Source organism: Aeromicrobium alkaliterrae, from assembly GCF_039529015.1.
Lineage (GTDB): Bacteria > Actinomycetota > Actinomycetes > Propionibacteriales > Nocardioidaceae > Aeromicrobium > Aeromicrobium alkaliterrae.
This window is the reverse complement of record NZ_BAAAME010000004.1, coordinates 687,631-707,942: the sequence shown is the minus strand read 5'-3', so window position 1 is coordinate 707,942 and position 20,312 is coordinate 687,631. Positions and strand designations below refer to the sequence as shown.

At 71.4% G+C, this 20,312-nt stretch carries 19 protein-coding genes and 1 tRNA gene; 5 read left to right on the top strand and 15 right to left on the bottom strand.

Going from position 1 to position 20,312, the window contains the following annotated elements:
* Positions 1-24: 24 nt before the first annotated feature.
* Positions 25-1,497: an MFS transporter gene (locus ABD127_RS11525; protein ID WP_344201482.1), complete on the bottom strand. Its 1,473-nt coding sequence runs from the start codon at positions 1,495-1,497 to the stop codon at positions 25-27.
* A gap of 209 nt (positions 1,498-1,706) precedes the next feature.
* On the opposite strand from ABD127_RS11525, the gene ABD127_RS11520 reads away from it, so the two are divergent.
* A complete protein-coding gene (locus ABD127_RS11520) occupies positions 1,707-2,357 on the top strand; it encodes a TetR/AcrR family transcriptional regulator (RefSeq protein WP_344201479.1) in 651 nt (216 codons plus the stop codon).
* A 12-nt stretch (positions 2,358-2,369) separates the two neighbouring features.
* Here the strand turns inward: ABD127_RS11520 and ABD127_RS11515 are convergent, their stop codons facing one another.
* Both ABD127_RS11515 and ABD127_RS11510 read right to left on the bottom strand, forming a co-directional pair.
* Positions 2,370-2,765: a hypothetical protein gene (locus ABD127_RS11515; RefSeq protein ID WP_344201476.1), complete on the bottom strand. Its 396-nt coding sequence runs from the start codon at positions 2,763-2,765 to the stop codon at positions 2,370-2,372.
* On the bottom strand, positions 2,762-3,451 hold the full coding sequence (locus tag ABD127_RS11510) for a FadR/GntR family transcriptional regulator (protein ID WP_344201473.1): 690 nt from the start codon (positions 3,449-3,451) through the stop codon (positions 2,762-2,764). The genes ABD127_RS11515 and ABD127_RS11510 overlap by 4 nt, the downstream gene beginning before the upstream one ends.
* Before the next feature lie 61 nt (positions 3,452-3,512).
* Here ABD127_RS11510 and ABD127_RS11505 point away from each other — a divergent pair, with 61 nt between their 5' ends.
* Complete coding sequence (locus ABD127_RS11505) at positions 3,513-4,394, top strand: fumarylacetoacetate hydrolase family protein (RefSeq protein WP_344201470.1); 882 nt, start codon at positions 3,513-3,515, stop codon at positions 4,392-4,394.
* Here ABD127_RS11505 and ABD127_RS11500 read toward each other — a convergent pair.
* Together ABD127_RS11500 and ABD127_RS11495 are read right to left on the bottom strand one after the other, a co-directional pair.
* The gene (locus ABD127_RS11500) at positions 4,366-5,127 is read right to left on the bottom strand and encodes an enoyl-CoA hydratase/isomerase family protein (RefSeq protein WP_344201467.1); all 762 of its coding nucleotides are present in this window, start codon (positions 5,125-5,127) and stop codon (positions 4,366-4,368) included. The two genes, ABD127_RS11505 and ABD127_RS11500, sit on opposite strands and share 29 nt — an antisense overlap.
* A 41-nt stretch (positions 5,128-5,168) precedes the next feature.
* Positions 5,169-6,071 carry a LysR family transcriptional regulator gene (locus tag ABD127_RS11495; RefSeq protein WP_344201464.1) on the bottom strand — a complete coding sequence of 301 codons (903 nt, stop codon included), beginning with the start codon at positions 6,069-6,071 and terminating at the stop codon, positions 5,169-5,171.
* Positions 6,072-6,181: 110 nt separating this feature from the next.
* Here ABD127_RS11495 and gabT point away from each other — a divergent pair, with 110 nt between their 5' ends.
* Both gabT and ABD127_RS11485 read left to right on the top strand, forming a co-directional pair.
* The gene (gene gabT / locus ABD127_RS11490) at positions 6,182-7,501 is read left to right on the top strand and encodes a 4-aminobutyrate--2-oxoglutarate transaminase (protein WP_344201461.1); all 1,320 of its coding nucleotides are present in this window, start codon (positions 6,182-6,184) and stop codon (positions 7,499-7,501) included.
* A 121-nt stretch (positions 7,502-7,622) separates the two neighbouring features.
* Entirely contained in the window at positions 7,623-9,074 is a 1,452-nt protein-coding gene (locus ABD127_RS11485; RefSeq protein ID WP_344201459.1) for an NAD-dependent succinate-semialdehyde dehydrogenase, read from the top strand.
* Here ABD127_RS11485 and ABD127_RS11480 read toward each other — a convergent pair.
* The 7 genes from ABD127_RS11480 to ABD127_RS11450 form a co-directional block, all read right to left on the bottom strand.
* A complete protein-coding gene (locus ABD127_RS11480; RefSeq protein WP_344201457.1) occupies positions 9,040-9,669 on the bottom strand; it encodes a cytochrome b/b6 domain-containing protein in 630 nt (209 codons plus the stop codon). The two genes, ABD127_RS11485 and ABD127_RS11480, sit on opposite strands and share 35 nt — an antisense overlap.
* Positions 9,670-9,673: 4 nt before the next feature.
* Entirely contained in the window at positions 9,674-10,375 is a 702-nt protein-coding gene (locus ABD127_RS11475; protein ID WP_344201455.1) for a molybdopterin-dependent oxidoreductase, read from the bottom strand.
* Between the two features lie 510 nt (positions 10,376-10,885).
* Positions 10,886-11,695, bottom strand: a complete 810-nt coding sequence (locus tag ABD127_RS11470) for an ABC transporter ATP-binding protein (protein WP_344201453.1) — start codon at positions 11,693-11,695, stop codon at positions 10,886-10,888.
* The gene (locus ABD127_RS11465; RefSeq protein WP_344201450.1) at positions 11,692-12,693 is read right to left on the bottom strand and encodes a FecCD family ABC transporter permease; all 1,002 of its coding nucleotides are present in this window, start codon (positions 12,691-12,693) and stop codon (positions 11,692-11,694) included. The genes ABD127_RS11470 and ABD127_RS11465 overlap by 4 nt, the downstream gene beginning before the upstream one ends.
* A gap of 50 nt (positions 12,694-12,743) precedes the next feature.
* Positions 12,744-13,775 (bottom strand): iron chelate uptake ABC transporter family permease subunit, encoded by a 1,032-nt coding sequence (locus ABD127_RS11460; protein ID WP_344201447.1) that lies wholly within the window; start codon positions 13,773-13,775, stop codon positions 12,744-12,746.
* Positions 13,772-15,529 carry a siderophore-interacting protein gene (locus ABD127_RS11455; protein ID WP_344201445.1) on the bottom strand — a complete coding sequence of 586 codons (1,758 nt, stop codon included), beginning with the start codon at positions 15,527-15,529 and terminating at the stop codon, positions 13,772-13,774. Before ABD127_RS11455 ends, ABD127_RS11460 begins: the two co-directional genes overlap by 4 nt.
* On the bottom strand, positions 15,526-16,512 hold the full coding sequence (locus ABD127_RS11450) for an ABC transporter substrate-binding protein (protein ID WP_344201442.1): 987 nt from the start codon (positions 16,510-16,512) through the stop codon (positions 15,526-15,528). Before ABD127_RS11450 ends, ABD127_RS11455 begins: the two co-directional genes overlap by 4 nt.
* A 142-nt stretch (positions 16,513-16,654) precedes the next feature.
* Here ABD127_RS11450 and ABD127_RS11445 point away from each other — a divergent pair, with 142 nt between their 5' ends.
* Complete coding sequence (locus ABD127_RS11445) at positions 16,655-17,389, top strand: AraC family transcriptional regulator (protein ID WP_344201440.1); 735 nt, start codon at positions 16,655-16,657, stop codon at positions 17,387-17,389.
* Positions 17,390-17,853: 464 nt separating this feature from the next.
* Here ABD127_RS11445 and ABD127_RS11440 read toward each other — a convergent pair.
* From ABD127_RS11440 to ABD127_RS11430, 3 genes are all read right to left on the bottom strand, one after another.
* Positions 17,854-17,926, bottom strand: a tRNA-Glu gene (locus ABD127_RS11440).
* Between the two features lie 38 nt (positions 17,927-17,964).
* Positions 17,965-18,576: a flavodoxin family protein gene (locus ABD127_RS11435; RefSeq protein ID WP_344201437.1), complete on the bottom strand. Its 612-nt coding sequence runs from the start codon at positions 18,574-18,576 to the stop codon at positions 17,965-17,967.
* Positions 18,577-18,660: 84 nt separating this feature from the next.
* A complete protein-coding gene (locus ABD127_RS11430; RefSeq protein ID WP_344201434.1) occupies positions 18,661-20,283 on the bottom strand; it encodes a SpoIIE family protein phosphatase in 1,623 nt (540 codons plus the stop codon).
* Positions 20,284-20,312: the final 29 nt, after the last annotated feature.

Here is a 20,312-nt window from a genome sequence, read left to right as displayed (position 1 = left end):
CGGGCGGGCGTGGGGGGTGTGGTGTCAGATCCGCCTCGGGAGCGGCTCCTCGTCGACCGAGCGCGGAAGCAGCCAGAGCGCGACGGCAGCAAGGAAGGCGGCCGAGCCGCAGGTGATCCAGACGGTCATGTAGCCCGAGAGCGGGGCGTAACCCTCGGTGAGTCCCTCCAGCGAGCCCGTCGCCGACAGCACGACTGCGAAGGCGGCCGACGCGATGGCCCCGCCGATCGTCTTGCCCGCGTTCGTCATGCCTGTCGCGAACCCGGTGCGGTCAGCGGGTGCCGCCGTGGCTGCAAGGACGGGCAGCGAGGCCATGACGGCTCCGGCTCCCAGGCCGGTGACGCCGACATTGACCAGGGCCAGGGCCGTCGAGTCATGGAAAGGAATCCACAGGCTGATACCGGTCGCCCCGACGACCGCGGCAAGCACGACGGCTCGCCGTGCTCCGAGCCAGCGCGCGATGACGGGGACCGTGAGAGCGCCGATCGCGATGCCGACGACCTGGGTCGCGATGCCGACGGACACGAACTCCGCCGGGGTCCCGAGACCGTAGCCGGCCACGTCCGGATCAGTTCGGAAGTAGGTGATGATCGGGATCTCGGCACCGAGCAGCGCGATGCCGTAGAGCAGGGCAGCGAGCTGGACGGGCCACTGCGCCCGCACCTTCAGGAGCGTCACGTCGATCATGGGCTCGCTCTGGCGAGCTTCGTAACGGGCGAACGGGACCTGGATGGCGAGGCCGGCGACGATCAGCGCCCACGGGAGGAGACTGCCCGCGCCCTGGAGGTGAAGGGCCACCATTCCTGCGAGGAACGATCCCAGAGACGCGGCCAGCAGGCCGAGGCCCGCCCAGTCGAGCTGCGCGGACTCGGTGGCCGGCTCGTCGTTCTCGATGCCGAACCAGACCACGACGATGCAGGCGGTGGTCAGGATGGCGGGGAACGAGAGCAGCACCGGCAGCGGGACCGTGCCGACCAGGGCACCGGCGGAGACGGCGCCGACGATGATCGAGAGGTAGAACGAGGCGACGAGGATGCCTGCCGCGCGGCGGCTCAGTCGGTGCTGGTGCTCCGACCCCGCCGTCCGCTTGTAGATGATCGCGATCTCGACGGAGAGCCAGACGGCGCAGGCGCCCTGCAGCGCGTACCCGATCAGGAACGTCGTGAACGACGGGGCGAACACCAGGATCCAGGACCCTGCCGCCGTGATGCAGGTGGTCCAGAGCAGCACCCGCTTGTGCCCGCGGACGTCGCCGAGCCGCGAGAAGACGAGCACCATGAAGGCCGCCATGCTGTGCTGGGCGGTCTCGAACCAGTTGAAGCTGCTGTCCCTGATGCCGAGGTGGTCGGCGATGTCGCTGACGATCGGACCGTAGAACCCCCGCAGGATGCCGTAGACGAGCTCGGTGAACAGGAGGAATCCGATCACCATCGCGATGCGCGGGACGACCGGGTTCGGTGTCGGCGACGGGACGGTGGTCCGCGGTTCGGTTGCCATCAGGGTGGAACCTTTCGGTGGGTGGGAAGCGCGCCGTCGGGGCACCTCGCCCGCTCTCACTCGCTTAACGCGAACAGACATTCACATTCGCATCAGAGCCAGTATGTGGCTCGCCGAGTGTGACGTCAATCACCGGGCGAAGATTTCCTGGGGACCGGGCCGACGGCCTGGGCCCGGGGTGTGGGTCGGTCCACCGTTAGGATCCCGGCATGGAGAGCCAGTTCGACGCCGTGGGTTTCCGGCCGCCGCAGCAGGCTCGCAGCCGGGAGGCGCTCCGCAAGCTCCTGACCGCAGCCGAGGAGGTCCTCACCGAGGTGGGGTACGAGGAGACCACGATGGCGGCCGTCGCCGAGCGGGCCGGCGTCTCGGTCGGCTCGATCTACCGGCGCTTCGAGGGTCGGGACCAGCTGCTCGCCGTCCTGAAGGAGCGGATGTTCAGCGATCTCGAGGCGCGCATCGTCGCCGCCGTGGAGGCGGCTCCGCAGAGTTTGGAAGGTGTCGTCCGGGTCTACGTGCGGGCCCTCGCGGACGCGTTCTCCCACTCTGCCGTCCTGCCGGACCTGTTCGGTCGGCGTGACCGGCGTGCCCTGAGCGACCCCGGGCAGGCGGCCCTCGAGGCGGGCTACGACTTCTTCGCGACGGTCACCACGCCGTACTGGTCGGAGATCGAGCGGACGGACGTGAGCCAGACGGTGCGGGCTGCCGCCGAGACGATCATGGCGTCGTTCGTGCACCGTGCCATGCGGGCCCAGGGGGCTCACGGCGAGTTCTCCGACGAGGACTGGTCCCAGTACGCCGACCGGCTGGCCGAGATGGTCCTCGCCTTTTTCCGCACGCCTGACGGCCTCGGCGCTCGGTGACGCCGGTGCGGCTCAGGCTCGCGTCCACTCCCGCGCCACCGTGAGGCGTCGAACGGTCAGCGCGTCGCCGTCGATGGTGAGCAGGACGTCGTACCGACCGAGCGTGTGCACGACGGGCTGGTCCTCGATCATCCATCGGACGTAGTGGGCGCAGGCACGCCAGTCCGCGCCCTCGGGCTCCACGAACAGGTTGGTCACGTCGTGTCGATGGGGCCGCGTCGTGCGCCGTGGCCAGATCCGTTCGAAGAAGGGCCGCGCGTCCTCTGGTTGATCGAAGCCGCCGGACGGGAGCTCCACCTCGGCGTCGCCGAGGAGCGCGACGGCGGCGTCGACGTCCTGGGCATCCGCGATCTCGGCGTAGGCGTGCAGCAGGTTGGCCGCGTGGTGCCGGGCCTCGGCGGCGTTCACGACCGTGCCTGCGTCGGGGAGGAGGCGTGGGCCGCGACGGCCACGGCGACACGTTCGAGGTCGCCGGAGGTGATCGCCTCGACCAGGTCGACGTGGGCTCGGTGTCGCGACTCGCGGTAGGCGCGGGCATCGGTCTCGCCGTCGAGGTCCGGGGTGGTCGAGCTCAGCTGGCCGAGCGTCGACAGGTAGACGGCGCGGGCCATCTCGTTGGGGCAGATGATCGCGATGCGCTCGTGCAGCGCCCAGTTCGAGGCCATGAAGGCCGGCCAGTCCGGCGCCTCGCCCATGGCGGTCACGAGAGCGCGGAGGTCGACGATGTCGGCATCGGTCCGGCAGCGGGCGGCGCCGAGGTCGACCAGGAGCTCGAGGTGCTCGCGCAGCTCGATCGCGTCCGCCACGGTGGTCGGCGCGTCCGCGACGGACAGGAGGGTGTGTCGAAGTCGTACCACCGGTCCGCGGTCGGCGACGAACAGTCCGCCGCCGCGTCCCGGCCGGACGGTCAGGACCCCTCGGTCCCGCAGCAGTCGGACGGCCTCGCTGACGGTGGGTCTGGAGTAGCCGCTCGACGCCCGCAGGTCGTCCAAGCTGCCGACTCGTTGCCCGTCGGCCAGGCCGTCGAGGCGGATCTGCTCCTCGAGGGTGTCGGCCAGGTGCTCGGACCGGGACAGCGGTGCGCGGGAGGTCACGTCGACATGATACCTCTTAACCATATAGATGTTTACGTGGACCACACCTGCAGGAGGAATCATGGGCGTCCGTCTGGTCGGCTTCCGAGATGCTGAGGGCGCCGCGGCGGTCGGCACCCTCACCGAGGACGGCGCTGGCGTCGTCCCGCTGGCCGGGCTCGAGGAGTTCTGGTCCGATCCGCGTCGCTTCCTGACCGAACCCGGTGCCGGGCGGCCGGCCGTCCCGGTGGCGGAGGTCGAGCTGGTGCCGCCGGTGCTCCCGGGCGCGCGCGTGATCTGCATCGGCCTCAACTACCTCAAGCACGTGGCCGAGGGCTCGTACGCGGCCGGTGGCGTCCCGCCGTTCCCCACGTTGTTCGCGCGGTGGCCGACCTCGCTCTCGGTCGGTGGCGCCGAGATCCCGGTGCCCGTGGACGAGGACGGGCTCGACTGGGAGGGCGAGGTCGTGGCCTGGGTCGGGACGACGCTCGCTGCGGCGACGCCGGACGAGGCGCTCGCAGCGGTCGTCGGCTACTCGACGTTCAACGACGTCACGGCTCGGCGCGCTCAGAAGCTGACGTCGCAGTGGATCCTCGGAAAGAACGCCGACGGGTCAGGCCCGTTGGGACCCCTGGTTCCAGCAGCCGAGGTCGGTGACCTGCGCGACGGTCTGGAGATCCGGACCCGGGTCAACGGCGAGGTCGTCCAGGAGGGCAGTACGGACGAAATGGTCTACACGGTCGGTGAGACGCTGGCGCTGGTCAGTCGGACGTTCACCCTCAACCCCGGTGACCTCCTGGCCACCGGAACGCCGTCCGGCGTCGGCTACTCGCGGACCCCGCCGTGGCTGATGCAGCCGGGCGACGTCGTCGAGGTCGAGGTCGAGCGTCTGGGCGTTCTTCGCAACACCGTCGTGGCCGCGGCGGGATCCTTGGTCAGCGACCGCGACCCACGAAGGCGCTGATGAGCTGCTGGGCCTCGTCGCCCCCGACGCGCTCGGCGATCGTGCGGCCCTCCTCGTCGCCGGCCTCGCTGCGCGACACCGACCAGCTGCTGCGGACGAGTCGCCGGGCCTCGCCGAGCGCACCGGACGCGCCGCCGGCGATCGTGGCGGCGATCTCGCGGGCGCGCGTGAGGGGATCGTCCTCGGCGACCTCGGTCACCAGGCCCCAGTCGAGCGCCGTGCGCGCGTCGAGCACGCGGCCGGTGATCAGCAGGTCCAGGGCCCGCACCTGGCCGACGGCCCGGGGCAGGAGCCACGAGAGGCCGATGTCCGGGGTCAGGCCGATGCCGGCGTAGGCGGTGACGAACTTCGTGGACGGGTGCACGACGATGACGTCCGCCCCGAGCATGACGCTCAGGCCGGCGCCGGCGGCGGCACCCTGGACGGCGACGACGGTCGCGACGGGGAGCGCCGCGAAGCGCTGCATGGCCGCGTCGAGCACGTCGGCCAGCTCGCGGATGTAGGCCTGCGGATCGTCGGCGGCGTCGAAGCTCGCGACGTCACCTCCGGCGCAGAACCGCTTGCCGGCGCCGCTCAGGAGCACGACGCGCACGTCGGGGGAGGCGGCGATCTCGTCGACCGCTGCGCCGAACGCGGTGGCGGTCGGCAGGTCGAACGCGTTGGCCGACTCGGGGCGGTTCAGCACCAGGTGGGCGATGCCGTCGCTGATCGTGAGGTCGATGGTCTCGGACACGGTGGGCTCCTCGAGTCGTGGTCGTCGCGTTCTCGAGGAGCCTAGGTGTGCCGCCGGTGTGCCGCGTCGCCCGGGCCCTCGGGACCGTACCGGTGGCCGACCCACGTGACGAGTCGCTGGGCCAGCGCCGCCAGCTGGTCGGCGGCAGGGCTCGTGCCCGACCACGAGACGTCGAGGTGCACGGAGATCTCCGATCGGTCGGCGCGGACCACGCGCGCACCGGTCAGGCCGAACCGCGGGTCGTCCGAGACCACCGCGACCCCGCGCCCCGCGGCCGCCAGCGCCTGGGCGACCGCGCCACCGCTGACCACGAGCGGGTCGTCGAGCCCGAGGCCGGCCTCGGACATCGCCGCGTCGAGGGCCATCCGTGAGCTCGCGCCGGGTCCGAGGACGATCGCGGGGGTGTGCACGAGCCGGTCCAGGGCGACCTCGCGCTCGCCCGACCAGGGGTGGTCGCGACCGACGTAGGCGAAGACGGGGAGCGGAGGGAGCGCGAGCCGCGTCCGTCCGGGGTAGAGCCCCTGGGCCGCCACGACGAGGTCGACGGCGTCGTGCTGGTCGGTCCCGTCCAGCTCGGTGACCATCGGCGTGGGGTCGGTCGGCCCGAGGGTCGCGACGAAGGGCGCCACGATGTCCGCCAGCGTCGTCGGGGGAGCGGCGATCGTGACCCGTTCGATCCCGCCCCTCGCGAGCACGCTCGCCGCGACCTCGAGCGATCGCGCCTCCGCGACGACGGCACGAGCGCGGGGCACGAGCGCCAGGCCGGCCGAGGTGAGGACGAGCCGTCCCCGCGTGCGCTCGAAGAGGTCCAGGCCCAGCTCACGCTCGAGCTGTCGGACCTGGCGGGACAGCGCGGGCTGGGTGACCCGGACGGCCTCCGAGGCGCGCGTGACCGTCCCGTGCTCGACCACCGCGAGGAAGTACTGAAGGGTGCGCAGCTCCATCCCGCAACTATGCCTCACCGACATGGGTTTGATGAGGAACAAGTATTGGACCGCATGGACCGGGCGCGGAACACTCGGGGCGACGGGTCCCGACGACGAGAGGACACCCCATGTCCGAGCCGGTCCAGCAACGCCTCTTGACCACCCCGATCCCGGGTCCGCGGTCGACCGCGCTGATGGAGCGCAAGAACGGTGCCGTCGCGAGCGGCGTCGGCACGACGATGCCGGTGTTCGCGGTCGCGGCCGGTGGAGGTGTCGTCGTCGACGTCGACGGCAACCACCTGATCGACCTGGGCTCCGGCATCGCGGTCACGACGGTCGGCAACGCCGCACCCCGCGTCGTCGCGGCCGTCCAGGAGCAGGTGGCAGCGTTCACCCACACGTGCTTCATGATCACGCCGTACGAGGGCTACGTGGCGGTCGCGGAGAGGCTCAACGCGCTGACGCCGGGCGACCACGACAAGCGGACGGCCCTGTTCAACTCCGGGGCGGAGGCCGTCGAGAACGCGGTCAAGATCGCGCGCGTGCACACGGGGCGCGACGCGGTCGCGGTGTTCGACCACGCGTACCACGGCCGCACGAACCTGACGATGGCGATGACGGCGAAGAACATGCCCTACAAGCACGGCTTCGGGCCGTTCGCGGGCGAGGTCTACCGGGCACCGCTGTCGTACCCGTTCCGCGACGGACTCGACGGTGCGGTGGCGGCCGCGCGGGCGATCGACGTGATCGAGAAGCAGGTCGGTGCCGAGAACCTGGCCTGCGTCGTGATCGAGCCCATCCAGGGCGAGGGCGGCTTCATCGAGCCGGCACCTGGCTTCCTGCCCGCGCTCGTCGACTGGTGTCGAGCGAACGGGGTCGTGTTCGTGGCCGACGAGGTCCAGACCGGCTTCGCGCGCACCGGCGACCTGTTCGCCTCGGACCGCGAGGGCATCGTGCCCGACCTCATCGTCACCGCGAAGGGTATCGCCGGCGGTCTCCCGCTGTCGGCCGTCACGGGCCGCGCCGAGATCATGGACGCCACGCACACCGGCGGCCTCGGCGGCACCTACGGCGGCAATCCCGTGGCCTGCGCGGCCGCCCTGGCGGCGATCGAGACGATCGAGGCCGACGGACTGCTGGCCCGGGCGCGCGAGATCGAGGCGATCACCCTGACGCGCCTGCGCGACCTGCAGGCGTCCGACCCGCGCATCGGCGACGTCCGGGGGCGCGGCGCCATGATCGCGGTCGAGCTGGTCGATCCCGAGACGGCCGACCCGGACCCCGAGCTCACGAAGGCCGTCGCGGCGCATGCCCACCGCCAGGGCGTCATCGTCCTGACCTGCGGCACCTACGGCAACGTCCTGCGGCTCCTGCCTCCCCTGTCGATCGGTGACGAGCTGCTGCACGAGGCCCTCGACGTCCTCGCGGAGGCCTTCCGCAGCGCCTGATGACACCTCCCGCCGTCGACCCCTGACCGAGCACCGGAACCAGCACCAGATCCCCCCCTGCGCGCCTGCCGCCGGCCCGGCGGTCGAGCCCGTCGCGCAGGCTCACGCCCGAGAGGCCCCCATGACCAGCACGCAGCTCCTGTCGTTCGACCCCGCGCTCGGCGTCCTCACCGACGGTCGGTGGCAGGCCGGCAGGTCGGGCACGTTCGCCGTGGAGGACCCGGCCGATCGTGCCGTGATCGCGCACGTTGCCGACGGTGACGTGGACGACGCCACGGCGGCCGTCGACGCCGCGGCGCGGGCGTTCGACTCGTGGCGGCTCACGCCACCGCGAGCCCGGTCGGAGGTCCTGCGTCGCGCCTTCGAGCTCATGCACCGCGACGCGGAGCACCTCGCGGACCTGATCACGCGGGAGAACGGCAAGTCCCTCGCCGACGCGCGGGCCGAGGTCGGCTACGCGGCCGAGTTCTTCCGGTGGTTCGCCGAGGAGGCGGTCCGCCCCGGTGGCGACTACGGATCGGCGCCCGCAGGTGGTGCCCGCACCGTCGTGACCCACCGACCGGTGGGTGTCGCGGCGCTCATCACGCCGTGGAACTTCCCGGCCGCCATGGCCACGCGCAAGATTGCGCCCGCGCTGGCGGCCGGGTGCACCGTGGTGCTCAAGCCGGCGGCCGAGACGCCGCTCACCGCGCTCGCGGTCGCCCGCCTCCTGGTCGAGGCGGGGGTCCCCGACGGCGTCGTCAACGTCGTCCCGGGTACCGACGCGGCCGGCATCGCGACGACCTGGTTGGCGGACCCGCGGGTCCGGAAGATCTCCTTCACGGGATCGACCCGTGTCGGATCGATCCTGCTCAAGCAGGCCGCCGACCGCGTCGTCAACGCCTCGATGGAGCTCGGGGGCAACGCCCCGTTCGTGGTCGCCGACGACGCCGACGTCGACGCTGCAGTCGCGGGCGCGATGGTCGCCAAGTTCCGTGGGGGCGGCCAGGCCTGCACCGCAGCCAACCGCTTCTACGTGCACGCCGACGTGCACGAAGAGTTCGTCGCCAAGCTCGGTGCCGCGACCGAGCGCCTGACCGTCGGGGCCTCGTCGGACGGAGCGGAGGTCGGTCCCCTGATCTCGGCCTCTGCGGTCGACACCCTCGAGCAGGTCGTGGCCGAGACGGTCGCCGCGGGCGCACGCATCTCCCACCGCGCTGCCCTGCCCGACCTCGGCGGACACTTCTACCCGCCGACGGTCCTGGTCGACGTGCCGGCCGACGCCCCGATCCTGGAGCACGAGCTGTTCGGTCCGGTCGCGCCGGTCGTGCGGTGGCGCGACGAGGCGGAGCTGCTGCGCTGGGTCAACGCCTCCGAGATGGGTCTGGCGTCCTACGTCTTCAGCCGGGACCTGCAGCGGGCCATGCGGCTCGGTGAGGCGTTCGACGCCGGAATGGTCGGCATCAACCGCGGCCTTGTCTCCGACCCGTCCGCGCCTTTCGGCGGGGTGAAGCAGAGCGGGCTCGGGCGTGAGGGAGCCCGTGAGGGGCTCCGCGAGTTCACCGAGACCCAGTACCTGTCGATCGCGTGGTGACCTCGTCGGCCCACGCCTCGTGCTCGGCCCGCGCCCAGTTGCGCGAGACCCGACCGGTGCGCATGCCGCGACGCGCCTCGGGGTCGCGCATGGCGTAGGTGATGTGACCGATCACCAGCAGGCCGAGGCCGAGCGCGAACCAGTCGTGGACGAAGGTGGCTCCGGCGCGCCAGGACAGGCGCACCAGGTCGGGCCAGTACAGGAGCACGCCCGTGCCGAGGAGGACACCGGTCGACCCGGCCACGAGCCAGGAGTTGATCTTCTGCCCGGCGTTGAACTTGCCGACGGGGATGCGGCCGGTGCGTCGGCCCCGGCTGCGGAGCCACCGCCAGTCGGTGCGGGTGAAGCGGTTCAGCAGGCCGAGGTCGGCGCGGTACGCCTTCGAGACGGCGCCGAGCAGCAGCACCACGGGGAGGGCGAACCCGCACCACACGTGGATCGTCTCGACGACGTGGCGGTGGCCGACCGCCATCATGAGGGCGCCGTTGTAGAGGATCGCCGCGGTGACGATGCAGACGATCATCAGCACGGCGAAGGAGCGGTGCACGAGGCGCTCGGCCAGGGCGAAGCGGTCGAGGTCGGTGCTGTCGGCCACGGGGTCACTCATCCTCGATGAACCCGTCCAGCGGATAGCCGCGGTCCTCCCAGTAGCCCGGGGCGTTGTTCGCGGTGACCTCGATCTCGGAGAGCCACTTGGTGCTCTTGTAGCCGTACATCGAGCCCGAGTAGATGCGCGCGGGGCCGCCGTGGTCGTGCGTGACCGGGGCGTCGTACATCGCGAGCACCACGAGGACGTCGTCGGCGCGGGCCTGCTCGAGCGTCATGTTCACGGTGTAGGTGCCGTCGAAGGACTTGTAGCGCACGCCCACGGCGTCGTCGGTCGGCGCCGCGGCCTCCAGCAGGTCGGCCACGCGCACCCCGCGCCACGGCACGTCGGGCACCGACCACCCGGTGACGCACTGGAACGTGTCGTCGAACTCGGTCTGTGGGAGACCCTCCAGGTCGGCGAAGGAGTACGAGGCGGGCTGGTCGACCAGTCCGCTGATCCTCAGGCTGTAGTCGGCACGCGTGCGCGGCTCGACGGCCCCGGTGACGGAGTAGTAGCGCCAGGTGTCGCCGAGCGGGATCTGCGACGTGAGTCCCGTGGGGTCGCGCATCTGGATGGACGCCAGCATCTGGCTCAGGCCGTTCTGCACCGAGCTGCCCGTCACGACGCCGACCGCTCCGAGCCCCAGGAGGCCGAGCACGGCCCGCCGACCGAGGGGTGCGCCCTCGTCGGAAGCGGGCTTCGGGTGCGACATCGGGGCTCCTGACGGGATCTGGCCGCACCGGGGGAGACCGGCGGGCCGCCGCCGTCGAGGCCACCGACCGCGGTGGTTCCAGCGTAGGTCGGTGAGCCCGATCCGGCTGGGCGACTGCGCCCGCGAAGCCGGCGTCAGGACCGTGGCACCCCGTACGGGATTCGAACCCGCGCTACCGCCTTGAAAGCCCGGCGAAGAACTCTTCGGTTGTCGTTGGATCTCGACGTCTGTGCAGGTCAGCGGCTAATTCAGATCTGAATCACCATCGGTCGGCGTTGGCTGTTGACGAATCTCGTGTGGGCCAAATGCGGGCCACCCATCAACACCCGAATGGCCCGGCGATCGCCATCCGCATAGCGATGGGGACCGTACCGTCGGATGCTGCGCGATGGGGTGATGAGCCACGCGGATTGGCCCGTCAGACCCACGGGCAGTCCGGCGATGTTGATCCTGACGGTGGTGGTCCTCGGACCTGCGCTGCTCACGGAGAGTGGCAGTCGCGCGTCGGTGTCACACCTGACGTCGCCGCGAGACGGTGCGGGGCAGGACGACGGGTGACCCGGTGTCAGGATCGGGGATGACCCGGGCCTGCAGGTCGAAGACCTTCTCGAGCACCGCTTCGGTCACGACCTCGGCCGGCGTGCCCTGCGCGATGATACGGCCGTCGCGCATCGCGACCAGGTGCGTCGCGTAGCGCGCGGCCATGCCCAGCTCGTGCAGCACGGCCACCACGGTGCGGCCCTCCTCGCGCAGGCGGACGGCAAGCTCGAGCACCTCAACCTGGTGGGCGATGTCGAGGAACGTCGTCGGCTCATCGAGCAGCAGCACGTCGGTCTCCTGCGCGAGCGTCAGCGCGATCCAGGCCCGCTGGCGCTGGCCGCCCGACAGCTCGTCGACCCGGCGGTTGCGGAGCTCGGAGACACCGGAGGCCGCCATGGCCGACGCGACCGCGCGCTCGTCGTCGGGTGACCACTGGCGCACGATGCTCTGGTGCGCGTACCGACCGCGGCTGACGAGGTCCATCACGGTGATGGCGTCGGGGGTGATCGGCGCCTGCGGGAGCAAGCCGATCTTGCGCGCTAGCTGCTTGGCCGACAACGACCGCACGTCCTCGCCCCCGATGACGACCCGTCCCTCCTGCGGGGTGAGCAGCCGGGCCAGGGCGCGCAGCAGCGTCGACTTGCCGCAGGCGTTGGGGCCGACGATGACGGTGAACGACCCGACGGGCACCGCCAGGTCGAGCCCTGACACGACCGGGTCGTTCGTGTACCCGACGGCCAACGACTCCGCAGCGATCGCGGCGTGCTCCGAGGACGTCATGACCGACCACTCTCCCTGAACAGCAGCCAGACGAGGTAGACCCCGCCCAGGACTACGGTGACGGCGCCGACCGGCACCGTCGTCCCCGGTAGCGCGTACTGGGCCAGCAGGTCGGCCGTGCCCAGGAGCACCGCTCCGACCAGGGCCGACCCGACCACATCAGGCCCCGACCCGCCACCGGGGGTGACGAGGCGGCGTGCGATCTGGGGCGCGGCCAGCGCGATGAACTGGATCGGACCGGTCACGGCCGTGACGAGCGCCGACAGGACCACGCCGACCACCACGAGCAGCGCTTTGGTCGGCTCGAGGCGCAACCCGAGCGATGACGCGGCGTCGTCGCCGAGGGCCAGCTGCGGGAGCACGCGGGCGACGTGGGGCAGCGCGAGCGCCGTCACGAGCGCCAAGCCGCCTGCGGCAGCCAGCACCTCCCACCGCGTCCCGTTCAGCGAGCCGGCACCCCAGATCGCGGCGCGCAGCGCGACGTCCAGGTCGGACTTGACGCTGAACCACGAGGTCAACGAGGTCAGGACCGCACCCACGGCGATGCCGACGATGATGAGTCGGAACCCGTTGACCCCCTGCTTGAACGCCAGCAGGTACACGGCTGCGGCGGCGACGAGACCACCGGTGATCGAGCCGACGGCCATCGCGGTGAAGCCGATGCCGCCCAGCGAGATCACGGCGACTACACCGGCGTAGGAGCCGGCGTTCAGGCCGATCACGTCGGGACTGCCGAGCGGGTTGCGGGTCACGGTCTGGAAGATCGCGCCGCTTACGCCGAGACAGGCTCCGAAGACGATGGCGGCCAGGGCGCGCGAACCGCGCCACTCGAACACCAGCCGGTCTGCCTTCGACGCGTCCGGGGTGAGGGCGTAGAGGATCGACCCCGGCTCGAGCCCGCCGCGCCCCACCGTCAGGGCGAGCAGCATCGTGCCCAGTGCGGCGGCACCCAGCAGGCCGATGACGACGGCCGATCGCGTCCTGATCCGGGCGCTCACCGGGCCCACCCGTAGCGCGAGCACCCGAGGGTCGCGTGTTGCGACCGCGCTCACCACGAGCTCGATCCCGAGCGTCGGACCATCGCGATCAGGATCGGCGCACCCAGTAGCGGCGTGACGACCCCCACCTGCACCTCGGACGGCCACACGATGAGTCGGCCGATGACGTCGGCGGTGAGCAGCAGCGCCGGGGCCAGCACCATCGCGTACGGCAGGACCCAGCGCTGGTCGGGTCCGGTGATCCACCGCACCGCGTGCGGCACCATCAAGCCGATGAACGCGATCGGGCCGGCGGCGGCGGTTGCGGCACCGCACAGCAGCACCACCGCCACCAGGCCCAGGGCGCGCGTCAGCCCCACCCGGACGCCGACCGACCGTGCGACGTCCTCGCCGAGCGCGAGCGCGTTGAGCGCGCGGGTCGACAGCAGCGCCACGACGAGGCCCACGAGGACGAACGGCACAACCGTCCCGACGGTGCCGGCCGGGCGGTCCGTGATCGAGCCGACCTCCCAGAAGCGCATGCGGTCGAACGTGCGCGGATCGATCAGCGCCAGCGTCTGTGAGAGCCCGAGGAACACCGCGGTCAGTGCAGCGCCGACCAGCGTGAGACGCACGGGCGTGGTGCCCGCGGCACCCCGCGAGGCGATGCCATAGACGAGCACGGTGCCGATGAGCGCGCCCCCGAACGCCCACCACACGTAGTCACCGATGTCGACGAGACCGAAGGCCGCCACCCCGATCGACACCGCCAGCGCGGCCCCGGCGTTGACGCCGAGGATGCCGGGGTCGGCCAGGGGGTTGCGGGTCAGCGCCTGCATCAGAGCGCCCGCGACGCCGAGCGCCGCGCCGGCCAGCAGGCCGAGCAGCGTGCGCGGCACCCGCACCTCGGTGATCGTGATCTGCGAGATCGACCCGTCCGGGTCGGTCAACGCGCGAAGCACCGTGCCCGGTGAGAGGAGGGCCGAACCGATCCCCACGCTGGCGACACACGCCATGGCGAGTATGCCGAGGGCCACCACCAGCCCGAGGACGCGACGCGGAGCACTCACGTCGGTACCGGTCTCGTCTGCCGTGCTGATCATCGGTCGAGCATCGCGGTCGGCGCGAGGGCGAGGGCCGTGACCCCCCACCCGAGGTCGTGGGTCGACGACACCGACCATCCCGCCGCGGCGGCGAGCGCGGTCAGACGAACGGTCGACCGCGGACCGGCACCGGTCCTGGCCACCTGCACCAACGCCTCGGCCGCTCCACCCGGGCCGAGGGCATCGGGGCGCGTGGGCTCCACCAGCACCAGGGTGGGCGTCGTGCCGAGTCGCGAGGCCAGGTGTGCGCGCACCTCGTGGTCGGTGCGGTGGGTCAGCGACCGCGCCTCGACCAGCACGTCCGTCGCGGCCCAGGACTCGTCGTCGGCCGCAGCGACGCACCGGGCCGACGTCGACTCCCGCAGCGCCGAGAGGACGGCGTCGCGGCCCGGCCCTGCCACCGCGACCCTCGGGGTGTCTTCCCACCACGGCAGACCCACCAGCCCGGGCATCAGGTACGCGAGGCCCTCGGACTCGTGCTCGAGCTCCTCCGCGAGCTCTTCGTCGGTCTGGGCCGACTCGGCCAGCGACTGGCCGAACCGCACCTCCCAGGCGCTCGCCCCGCCGCGGAACGCGGCCGCGAGGTCGGCCAGGGCCAGAACCGCGTCGGCCTCCGGCCCGTCGAGCTCCTCGCGCTCGTGCTCGTCGGCCAACAGCTCGCGCACCGGATCGGCGAGGGACAGCAGGCTCGAGTCGGCATTCAGCAGCGACTCCTCCAGCAGCACCGCGACCAGCTCGGACAGGCTGCCGGTGGGCAGCGCGAGCCGCTCCTCCACCTGTTCGCGGGTGGTGCCCCCCGCGTCCTGCTGCTCGTCGACGGCGTCGAGCACGCCCAGCTGCAGGGCGGCCCGGAGCGCGAGCCACGACACAGGCGCTGGTGGGAGGGTGACCGCCGGGGCGGTGTGCTCGACCAGGTCGGCCTGCATGACCTCCTCCGCAGTCGCGACACGTTGGTGCCAGTACCCCGTGATGTCTACGCAGTCCTTGGGCACGCCGTGCTCGCGCGAGACCAGGCGCCGAAGCGGCAGCAACGAGCGCGCCTCGGCACCGGCCCAGACGTAGGGGCGTCCTCGCCAGACCGAGGGGTCCAGGTCGCGCACGGCAGCCATGACCGGCTCGGCGTCACCCGGCGCAGCGACGACCCAGACCACGTCGTCCTCGGGCCCGAACGCCAGGTCCTGGCGGGCCGAAGCGTCGCCGATCGCGATAACGGCCGTGACCGGCGCCGCCACCGGGCGCTGCTCGAGGTAGCGCCCGATCGCCGGAAGACCGGTCTCGTCGGCCACCAGCACCACCCGGTCGACGTTTGTCGGCAGCACGGTCGACGACTTCGGACCCACGATGGCCAGCTCGTCACCGACTGCCGCCGTCACAGCCCACGCCTCCGCCGGGCCAGCGGCGTGCGCGGGGTCCGAGGAGTGCACCACGAAGTCCAGGTCGAGCTCGGTGGCGCTGACGCGTCGCGGCGTGTAGTCGCGATCGATGCGCGCTTCGGCCACCGTCCACTCGATGCCGTGCGCCAGCTGCACGGGCAGGATGTCCTCGAGTGGACCGTCCGACGCCAGCAGCACCTTGACGTGGTCGTCGAAGGTGCCGCTGACGAAGGCCGGCAGGTCGAGGCCGTCGCGGGTGAACGCGCCCAGCTCCGGACCCCCCAACGTCACCCGGCGCATGCGCGGGGTGACGTCGTGGGTGGCCAGCACCGTGAGCCTGCGCACCACGAGCGGGTGCACGGTGAAACGTCGCTGGCTCATGCGGTCGCGAACATCTCCTCGACCACGTCGAGCAGCTCCATCGTCTCGTCGAAGTCACCGCGGTAGACGTAGTACGGCAGGTCGTGGGCCTGGCCGCTGGCGAACGCGGGCAGCGCCGCCCAGACCGGGTTGGCCTCGAGCGTCTCGACATCGACCGGGGCGCCGTTGAAGCCGAGCACGAAGACGTTCTCCTGGTCGATGACCTGTCCGACCTGCTCGGTCGACAGCGTGAAGGAGTCGCCGCCCGGCGTGTACGGCTCGTAGGCGCCCGTCGCGAACAGCGGGGCCGGGGTGAAGCCGAGCTCGCTGAACACAGTCGGCAGGCCCTGGTCCTCGATCAGCACGTACGGGGTCAGGTCGACCGTGAGGCTCATGAACACCGATTCGCCGTCGGGCACCGTGATCTCGTCGCGGACCTCGGCGAGCCGGGCGTCGTACTCCGCGACCGCGTCGTCATAGGCCTGGGGCTGGTCGAACACCTCGGTCGCGAGGAACTCGTACTGCTGCTGCCACGTGGTCTTGTCGCCCGAAACGATCACGGTCGGCGCGATGTCGCTAAGATCGTCGTAGGCCTCCGTCGCCTGGAACAGCGGGAATCCGACGCCGCCGGCGATGATCAGGTCGGGGTCGAGGTCGAGGATCGCCTGCATGTCGAAGCCGTCCGGGCTCCACGGGATGAACTCGGTGCCGGCCGCCTCGGCGTCGTCGGCCCAGTAGTCGGAGAAGACGCCCTCGCCCTCGGTGTCCTCGGGGATCATCGCGTCCACCGGCACGTCGAGGTCGTAGAGGTAGCCGGCGAGCGCGTAGTTCAGCACCACGACGCGCTGCGGGTCGGCCGGGATCTCGACGTCGCCTTGGTCGGTGGCGACGACACGGGTCTCGTCGGAGGCCGCCTCCTCGTCGTCGGGTGCGGAACAGGCGGCAAGGGTGAGACCGAGGATGAGCGCTGCCGGAACGACAGAGTGGAGCGTGCGAGTGCGCATGGGGACAGGCCTTGGTGGACGGGCGGCGCAGGGCGCCGCGACGGCGGGGGTAAGGCAAGGCTAAGATACCCAGGTCGCCATCCGGTTCCGGGTGTGACACGACCAGGTGACGAACACGCCACTCGAGACCGGAGGTGCCCGCATGAGCCTCGCGACCCGCCAGCGGCGGCTCACCGAGCTGGTCCCCGAGCATGCGGTTCGCCTTCTCGGTCATGCCGAGCACGCTCACGAGGAGCCGCACCTCATCCACGTCGTGACTGGTGCGGCATACCTCACGGTTGACGGCGATCCGGTGACGTTGCGCACCCACGAGTCGCTCTGGCTGGCGCCCGATGTCCCGCACGCGGCCCGGTACGAGTCCGGCAGCCTCGTGCTCGGTCCGCTGCTTCACGACGAGGACGTCCCACCGGTGCGCGTCCAGCGGCTCGGGGTCGTCCCGGCAGTCGTCGACGTCATGACGACGATCCTTGCCGTGGCGCCTCGCACGGAGGAGCAGATCGCCGATCTTCGGACGGCACTGGGTGAGGTGCTGCGCAGTCTGCGCGCTCCCCACTTCGCGCTCGTCGTGCCGACGCACCCCGTGGCCGCAGCGGTCGCCCGTGAAGCGCGGATCTCCTCAGCGCCGCTGGACGAGATCGCCGCACGCCACGGTGCCAGCTCGAGACACGTGCAGCGCCTGTTCACCGAACAGACCGGACTGCCGTTCCACCGGTGGCGGGTCCACGCGCGACTCAACACCGCCATCGCCAGGCTGCGGGCCGGCGAGAGCATGTCTCGCGCGGCGCGCGCCGCTGGTTACGAGACAAGGTCCGGGCTTCTCAAGGCGCTGACGCGCGAGGTGGAGCCGTCGGAGCTCCGGCGGCTCCTCAGCAGCTGATCGGTCTGCCCAACGGCATCCAGAGGGATTTCGCGCGCTCCTTGCGACGCCACATGGCGTGCGAAGAGCCGGGTCCAACCAGCCCGGTCCCGCGGGGGCTGATCTGTCCGTTGGCTTGTTTCCAGAATCGGCGACGCTGGAACCAGCGGTACCGCCCTGCGGCGGCGGTGGCGCAGGTCCGATTGGGGACGAACTCGGGTGTCGGCGCGGAGATCGTCCTCGCTGCGGACTTGGGCCCCAGCGCTAGTCGGCGCCCAGGATCCGCTGCAACTACAGGGTTTCGCAGGGCGCGCTGGTGCCGCAGTGCCAGTGGCCGTTGACGGCGTCGACGCGACTCGAGCGCCCTTTGATGAGGGCGCGATGACCAGTGGCGCGAATCCTGGTGCGGGCCAAATGTGGGCCACGCGCCGCTTGTCCGATTTCCGCTATACCGATTTCCACTGCAATTGCAGTGAAAATCTCGGTACCCCGTACGGGATTCGAACCCGCGCTACCGCCTTGAAAGGGCGGCGTCCTAGGCCGCTAAACGAACGGGGCATTGACGCCGGGACAGCATAGCCGCTGGTGTCCTCGGCTCAGGCGGGGTACGCCGTGTCCTTGAGGAGCCGGGCCAGGTGCGCCGCGTTCGCCGCCGCCGTCTTCAGCGCACCGATGGTGGCCTCGGGCGACTCGTCGAGGTCGTTGTAGTCGACGCCCTGCATCGCCTCGCCGTTCCAGTACGTGCCGCCCTGGGCCGGGATCGAGAAACCGATGTCGTTCAGACCCTGGTAGAGGTCCGCGGTGATCTTGTGGGCACCGTCCTCGTTGCCGACGACGCCGACGACCGCGACCTTGCCGAACATGAGGGGGTTGCCGTCCTCGCGCGTCTCGGACAGCTCCGCGTCGAGGCGTTCGAGGACTCGCTGCGCCTCGCTCGACATGTGCCCGAGCCAGGTGGGCGCCACGAACACCAGGATGTCGGCGCCGCGGATCTGGTCGCGGATCGTGGGCCACGCGTCGCCGTCGCCCATGTCGGCCTCGACGCCGGGGTGGATGTCGTGGTCGACGACGCGCACGACGGTGCCGGCCACGTCGTGCTCGGCCAGTGCGTCGAGGAGCTGGTTCGCCATGAGGTCGGAGCTGGAAGCCGCCGGGGCGGGCTTGAGCGTGCAGTTCAGGGCGATCGCGGTCAGCGGGTTCTGGGTCATCTCGTCCTCGGTCCGGGTCGATGGGACCGGGGAGTACCCAGGGCGGCGACGCCTACGCAGGACACGGCGGTGTCCGCGCACCGCTCAGGCGGCCGGCTCCACCTTGAGCACCAGCACGGCGACGTCGTCCTCGATGCTGGTGGGGACGCGACTGAGCAGCAGGTCGCACAGGGCCTCGGCGTCGAGGTGCTGCTGACCGCTCAGCGTGCGCTCGAGCCACGCGATGCCGTCGTCGATCGAGAGGCCGCGCCGCTCGACCAGGCCGTCGGTGAACAGCACGAGGAACGAGCCGGGTGCGAGGCGCTCGACGTGGTCGACGCGCTCCCAGTGCCCCACGCCGATCAGCGGGTCGGGCTTGTCCTCGCTGATGCGCGCCGTGCCGTCAGGATTCACGACGATGGGCGGGGGGTGCCCGGCGCTCGACCACGTCGCCAGGGCCGAGCCGTCGTCCTGCCGATCGACCTCGACGATGACGGCCGTGGCCAGCACGTCGATCCGGAGCTGCTGCACCGCGCGGTCGATGGACCGCAGGATCGGAGCAGGGGTGTCCTCGAGCGTCAGGGCGACTCCGCGGGCGAGGTTGCGCAGCTGCGCCATGCCGGCGGCGGCCTCGCGGTCGTGGCCCGCGACGTCGCCGATGACGAGGCACAGGTCGCCGTCGGGCAGCTCGAAGGCGTCGTACCAGTCGCCGCCGACCTGGGCCTCCTCGGCGGCGGGCAGGTAGCGCACCGCCACCTGGAGGCCCGCGGCCTGCGCCGGTCGGCTCAGGAGGCTGTTCTGCAGCGTCTCGCTGAGGCGTCGCTCCTGGTCGAGATGGGCGCGCTCGATCGCTCCCGCCCGCGTCCGGGCGAGCGCCCGTCCCACGACGGAGCCGGTGAGGCGGACGAAGTCGTGGAGGTCGTCGTCGAGCTGCACCTGGGGACTGAGCTCGATCATCAGCGTCGACACCGCGAGATCCTCACGGTCGGACTCCAGTGCGACCCACGCCGTGCGGAGGCCGTCGGCGGACGTCTCCACCACGACCTCGCCGGCCAGGAGCTCGCGGGCCGTGGTGCCGTGGAGCTCGGCCGACCACTGCTCGTCGATCTGGTCGGCCAGCAACAGCTCGACCACGGTGAAGTCGTCGCCGTGGGCGTGGAGGGAGCGCACGGTGCGGCGCCGCAGGTCGTCGAGGGACGCGGCGCTCGCGAGCGAGTCCGCGAGCCGGCCGAGGGACTCCAGCCGGCGCCGGCCGAGCACGGCGCGCGTCGTCTCGGTGACGACGTCGAGCACGCCCTCGACGGTGCCGTCCTCACCACGCACGGCCGAGTACGAGAACGTGAAGTAGCACTCCTCCAGGAACCCGTGCCGCTGCAGGGGCACGAGGGCGTCCTCCACGAGCAGGCTCTCCCCGGTGGCGGCCACCTCGCGCATCATCGGTCCGATCTGGGACCAGGCCTCGCCGAAGATCTGCTGCGACGGCGCCCCGAACGCGGTCGGGTGCTTGTCGCCGATGACCTCGACGTAGGCGTCGTTGTAGACCAGCGTGAAGTCGGGGCCCCAGAGCAGCGTCATGGGGAACTCGCTGTGGAGCATGAGGTCGACCGTGCCGAGCAGTGCCGGGCTCCAGGACGAGACCGGCCCGAGGCTCGTCGAGGCCCAGTCGACGGCGTCGATCGTCGCCCTCAGCCGTGGCGTCGCCGCGGCGAAGACGTCTCTCGTGGTCACCTGCGAATCCTAGGGACAGTTGGCGCGAT

Excerpts from the sequence above, each read along its gene's own strand:
- ABD127_RS11525 (WP_344201482.1), bottom strand. The coding sequence starts at position 1,497 with ATGGCAACCGAACCGCGGACCACCGTCCCGTCGCCGACACCGAACCCG.
- ABD127_RS11520 (WP_344201479.1), top strand. The coding sequence starts at position 1,707 with ATGGAGAGCCAGTTCGACGCCGTGGGTTTCCGGCCGCCGCAGCAGGCT.
- ABD127_RS11505 (WP_344201470.1), top strand. The coding sequence starts at position 3,513 with ATGGGCGTCCGTCTGGTCGGCTTCCGAGATGCTGAGGGCGCCGCGGCG.
- ABD127_RS11495 (WP_344201464.1), bottom strand. The coding sequence starts at position 6,071 with ATGGAGCTGCGCACCCTTCAGTACTTCCTCGCGGTGGTCGAGCACGGG.
- gabT (WP_344201461.1), top strand. The coding sequence starts at position 6,182 with ATGTCCGAGCCGGTCCAGCAACGCCTCTTGACCACCCCGATCCCGGGT.
- ABD127_RS11485 (WP_344201459.1), top strand. The coding sequence starts at position 7,623 with ATGACCAGCACGCAGCTCCTGTCGTTCGACCCCGCGCTCGGCGTCCTC.
- ABD127_RS11475 (WP_344201455.1), bottom strand. The coding sequence starts at position 10,375 with ATGTCGCACCCGAAGCCCGCTTCCGACGAGGGCGCACCCCTCGGTCGG.
- ABD127_RS11470 (WP_344201453.1), bottom strand. The coding sequence starts at position 11,695 with ATGACGTCCTCGGAGCACGCCGCGATCGCTGCGGAGTCGTTGGCCGTC.
- ABD127_RS11460 (WP_344201447.1), bottom strand. The coding sequence starts at position 13,775 with ATGATCAGCACGGCAGACGAGACCGGTACCGACGTGAGTGCTCCGCGT.
- ABD127_RS11455 (WP_344201445.1), bottom strand. The coding sequence starts at position 15,529 with ATGAGCCAGCGACGTTTCACCGTGCACCCGCTCGTGGTGCGCAGGCTC.
- ABD127_RS11450 (WP_344201442.1), bottom strand. The coding sequence starts at position 16,512 with ATGCGCACTCGCACGCTCCACTCTGTCGTTCCGGCAGCGCTCATCCTC.
- ABD127_RS11445 (WP_344201440.1), top strand. The coding sequence starts at position 16,655 with ATGAGCCTCGCGACCCGCCAGCGGCGGCTCACCGAGCTGGTCCCCGAG.
- ABD127_RS11435 (WP_344201437.1), bottom strand. The coding sequence starts at position 18,576 with ATGACCCAGAACCCGCTGACCGCGATCGCCCTGAACTGCACGCTCAAG.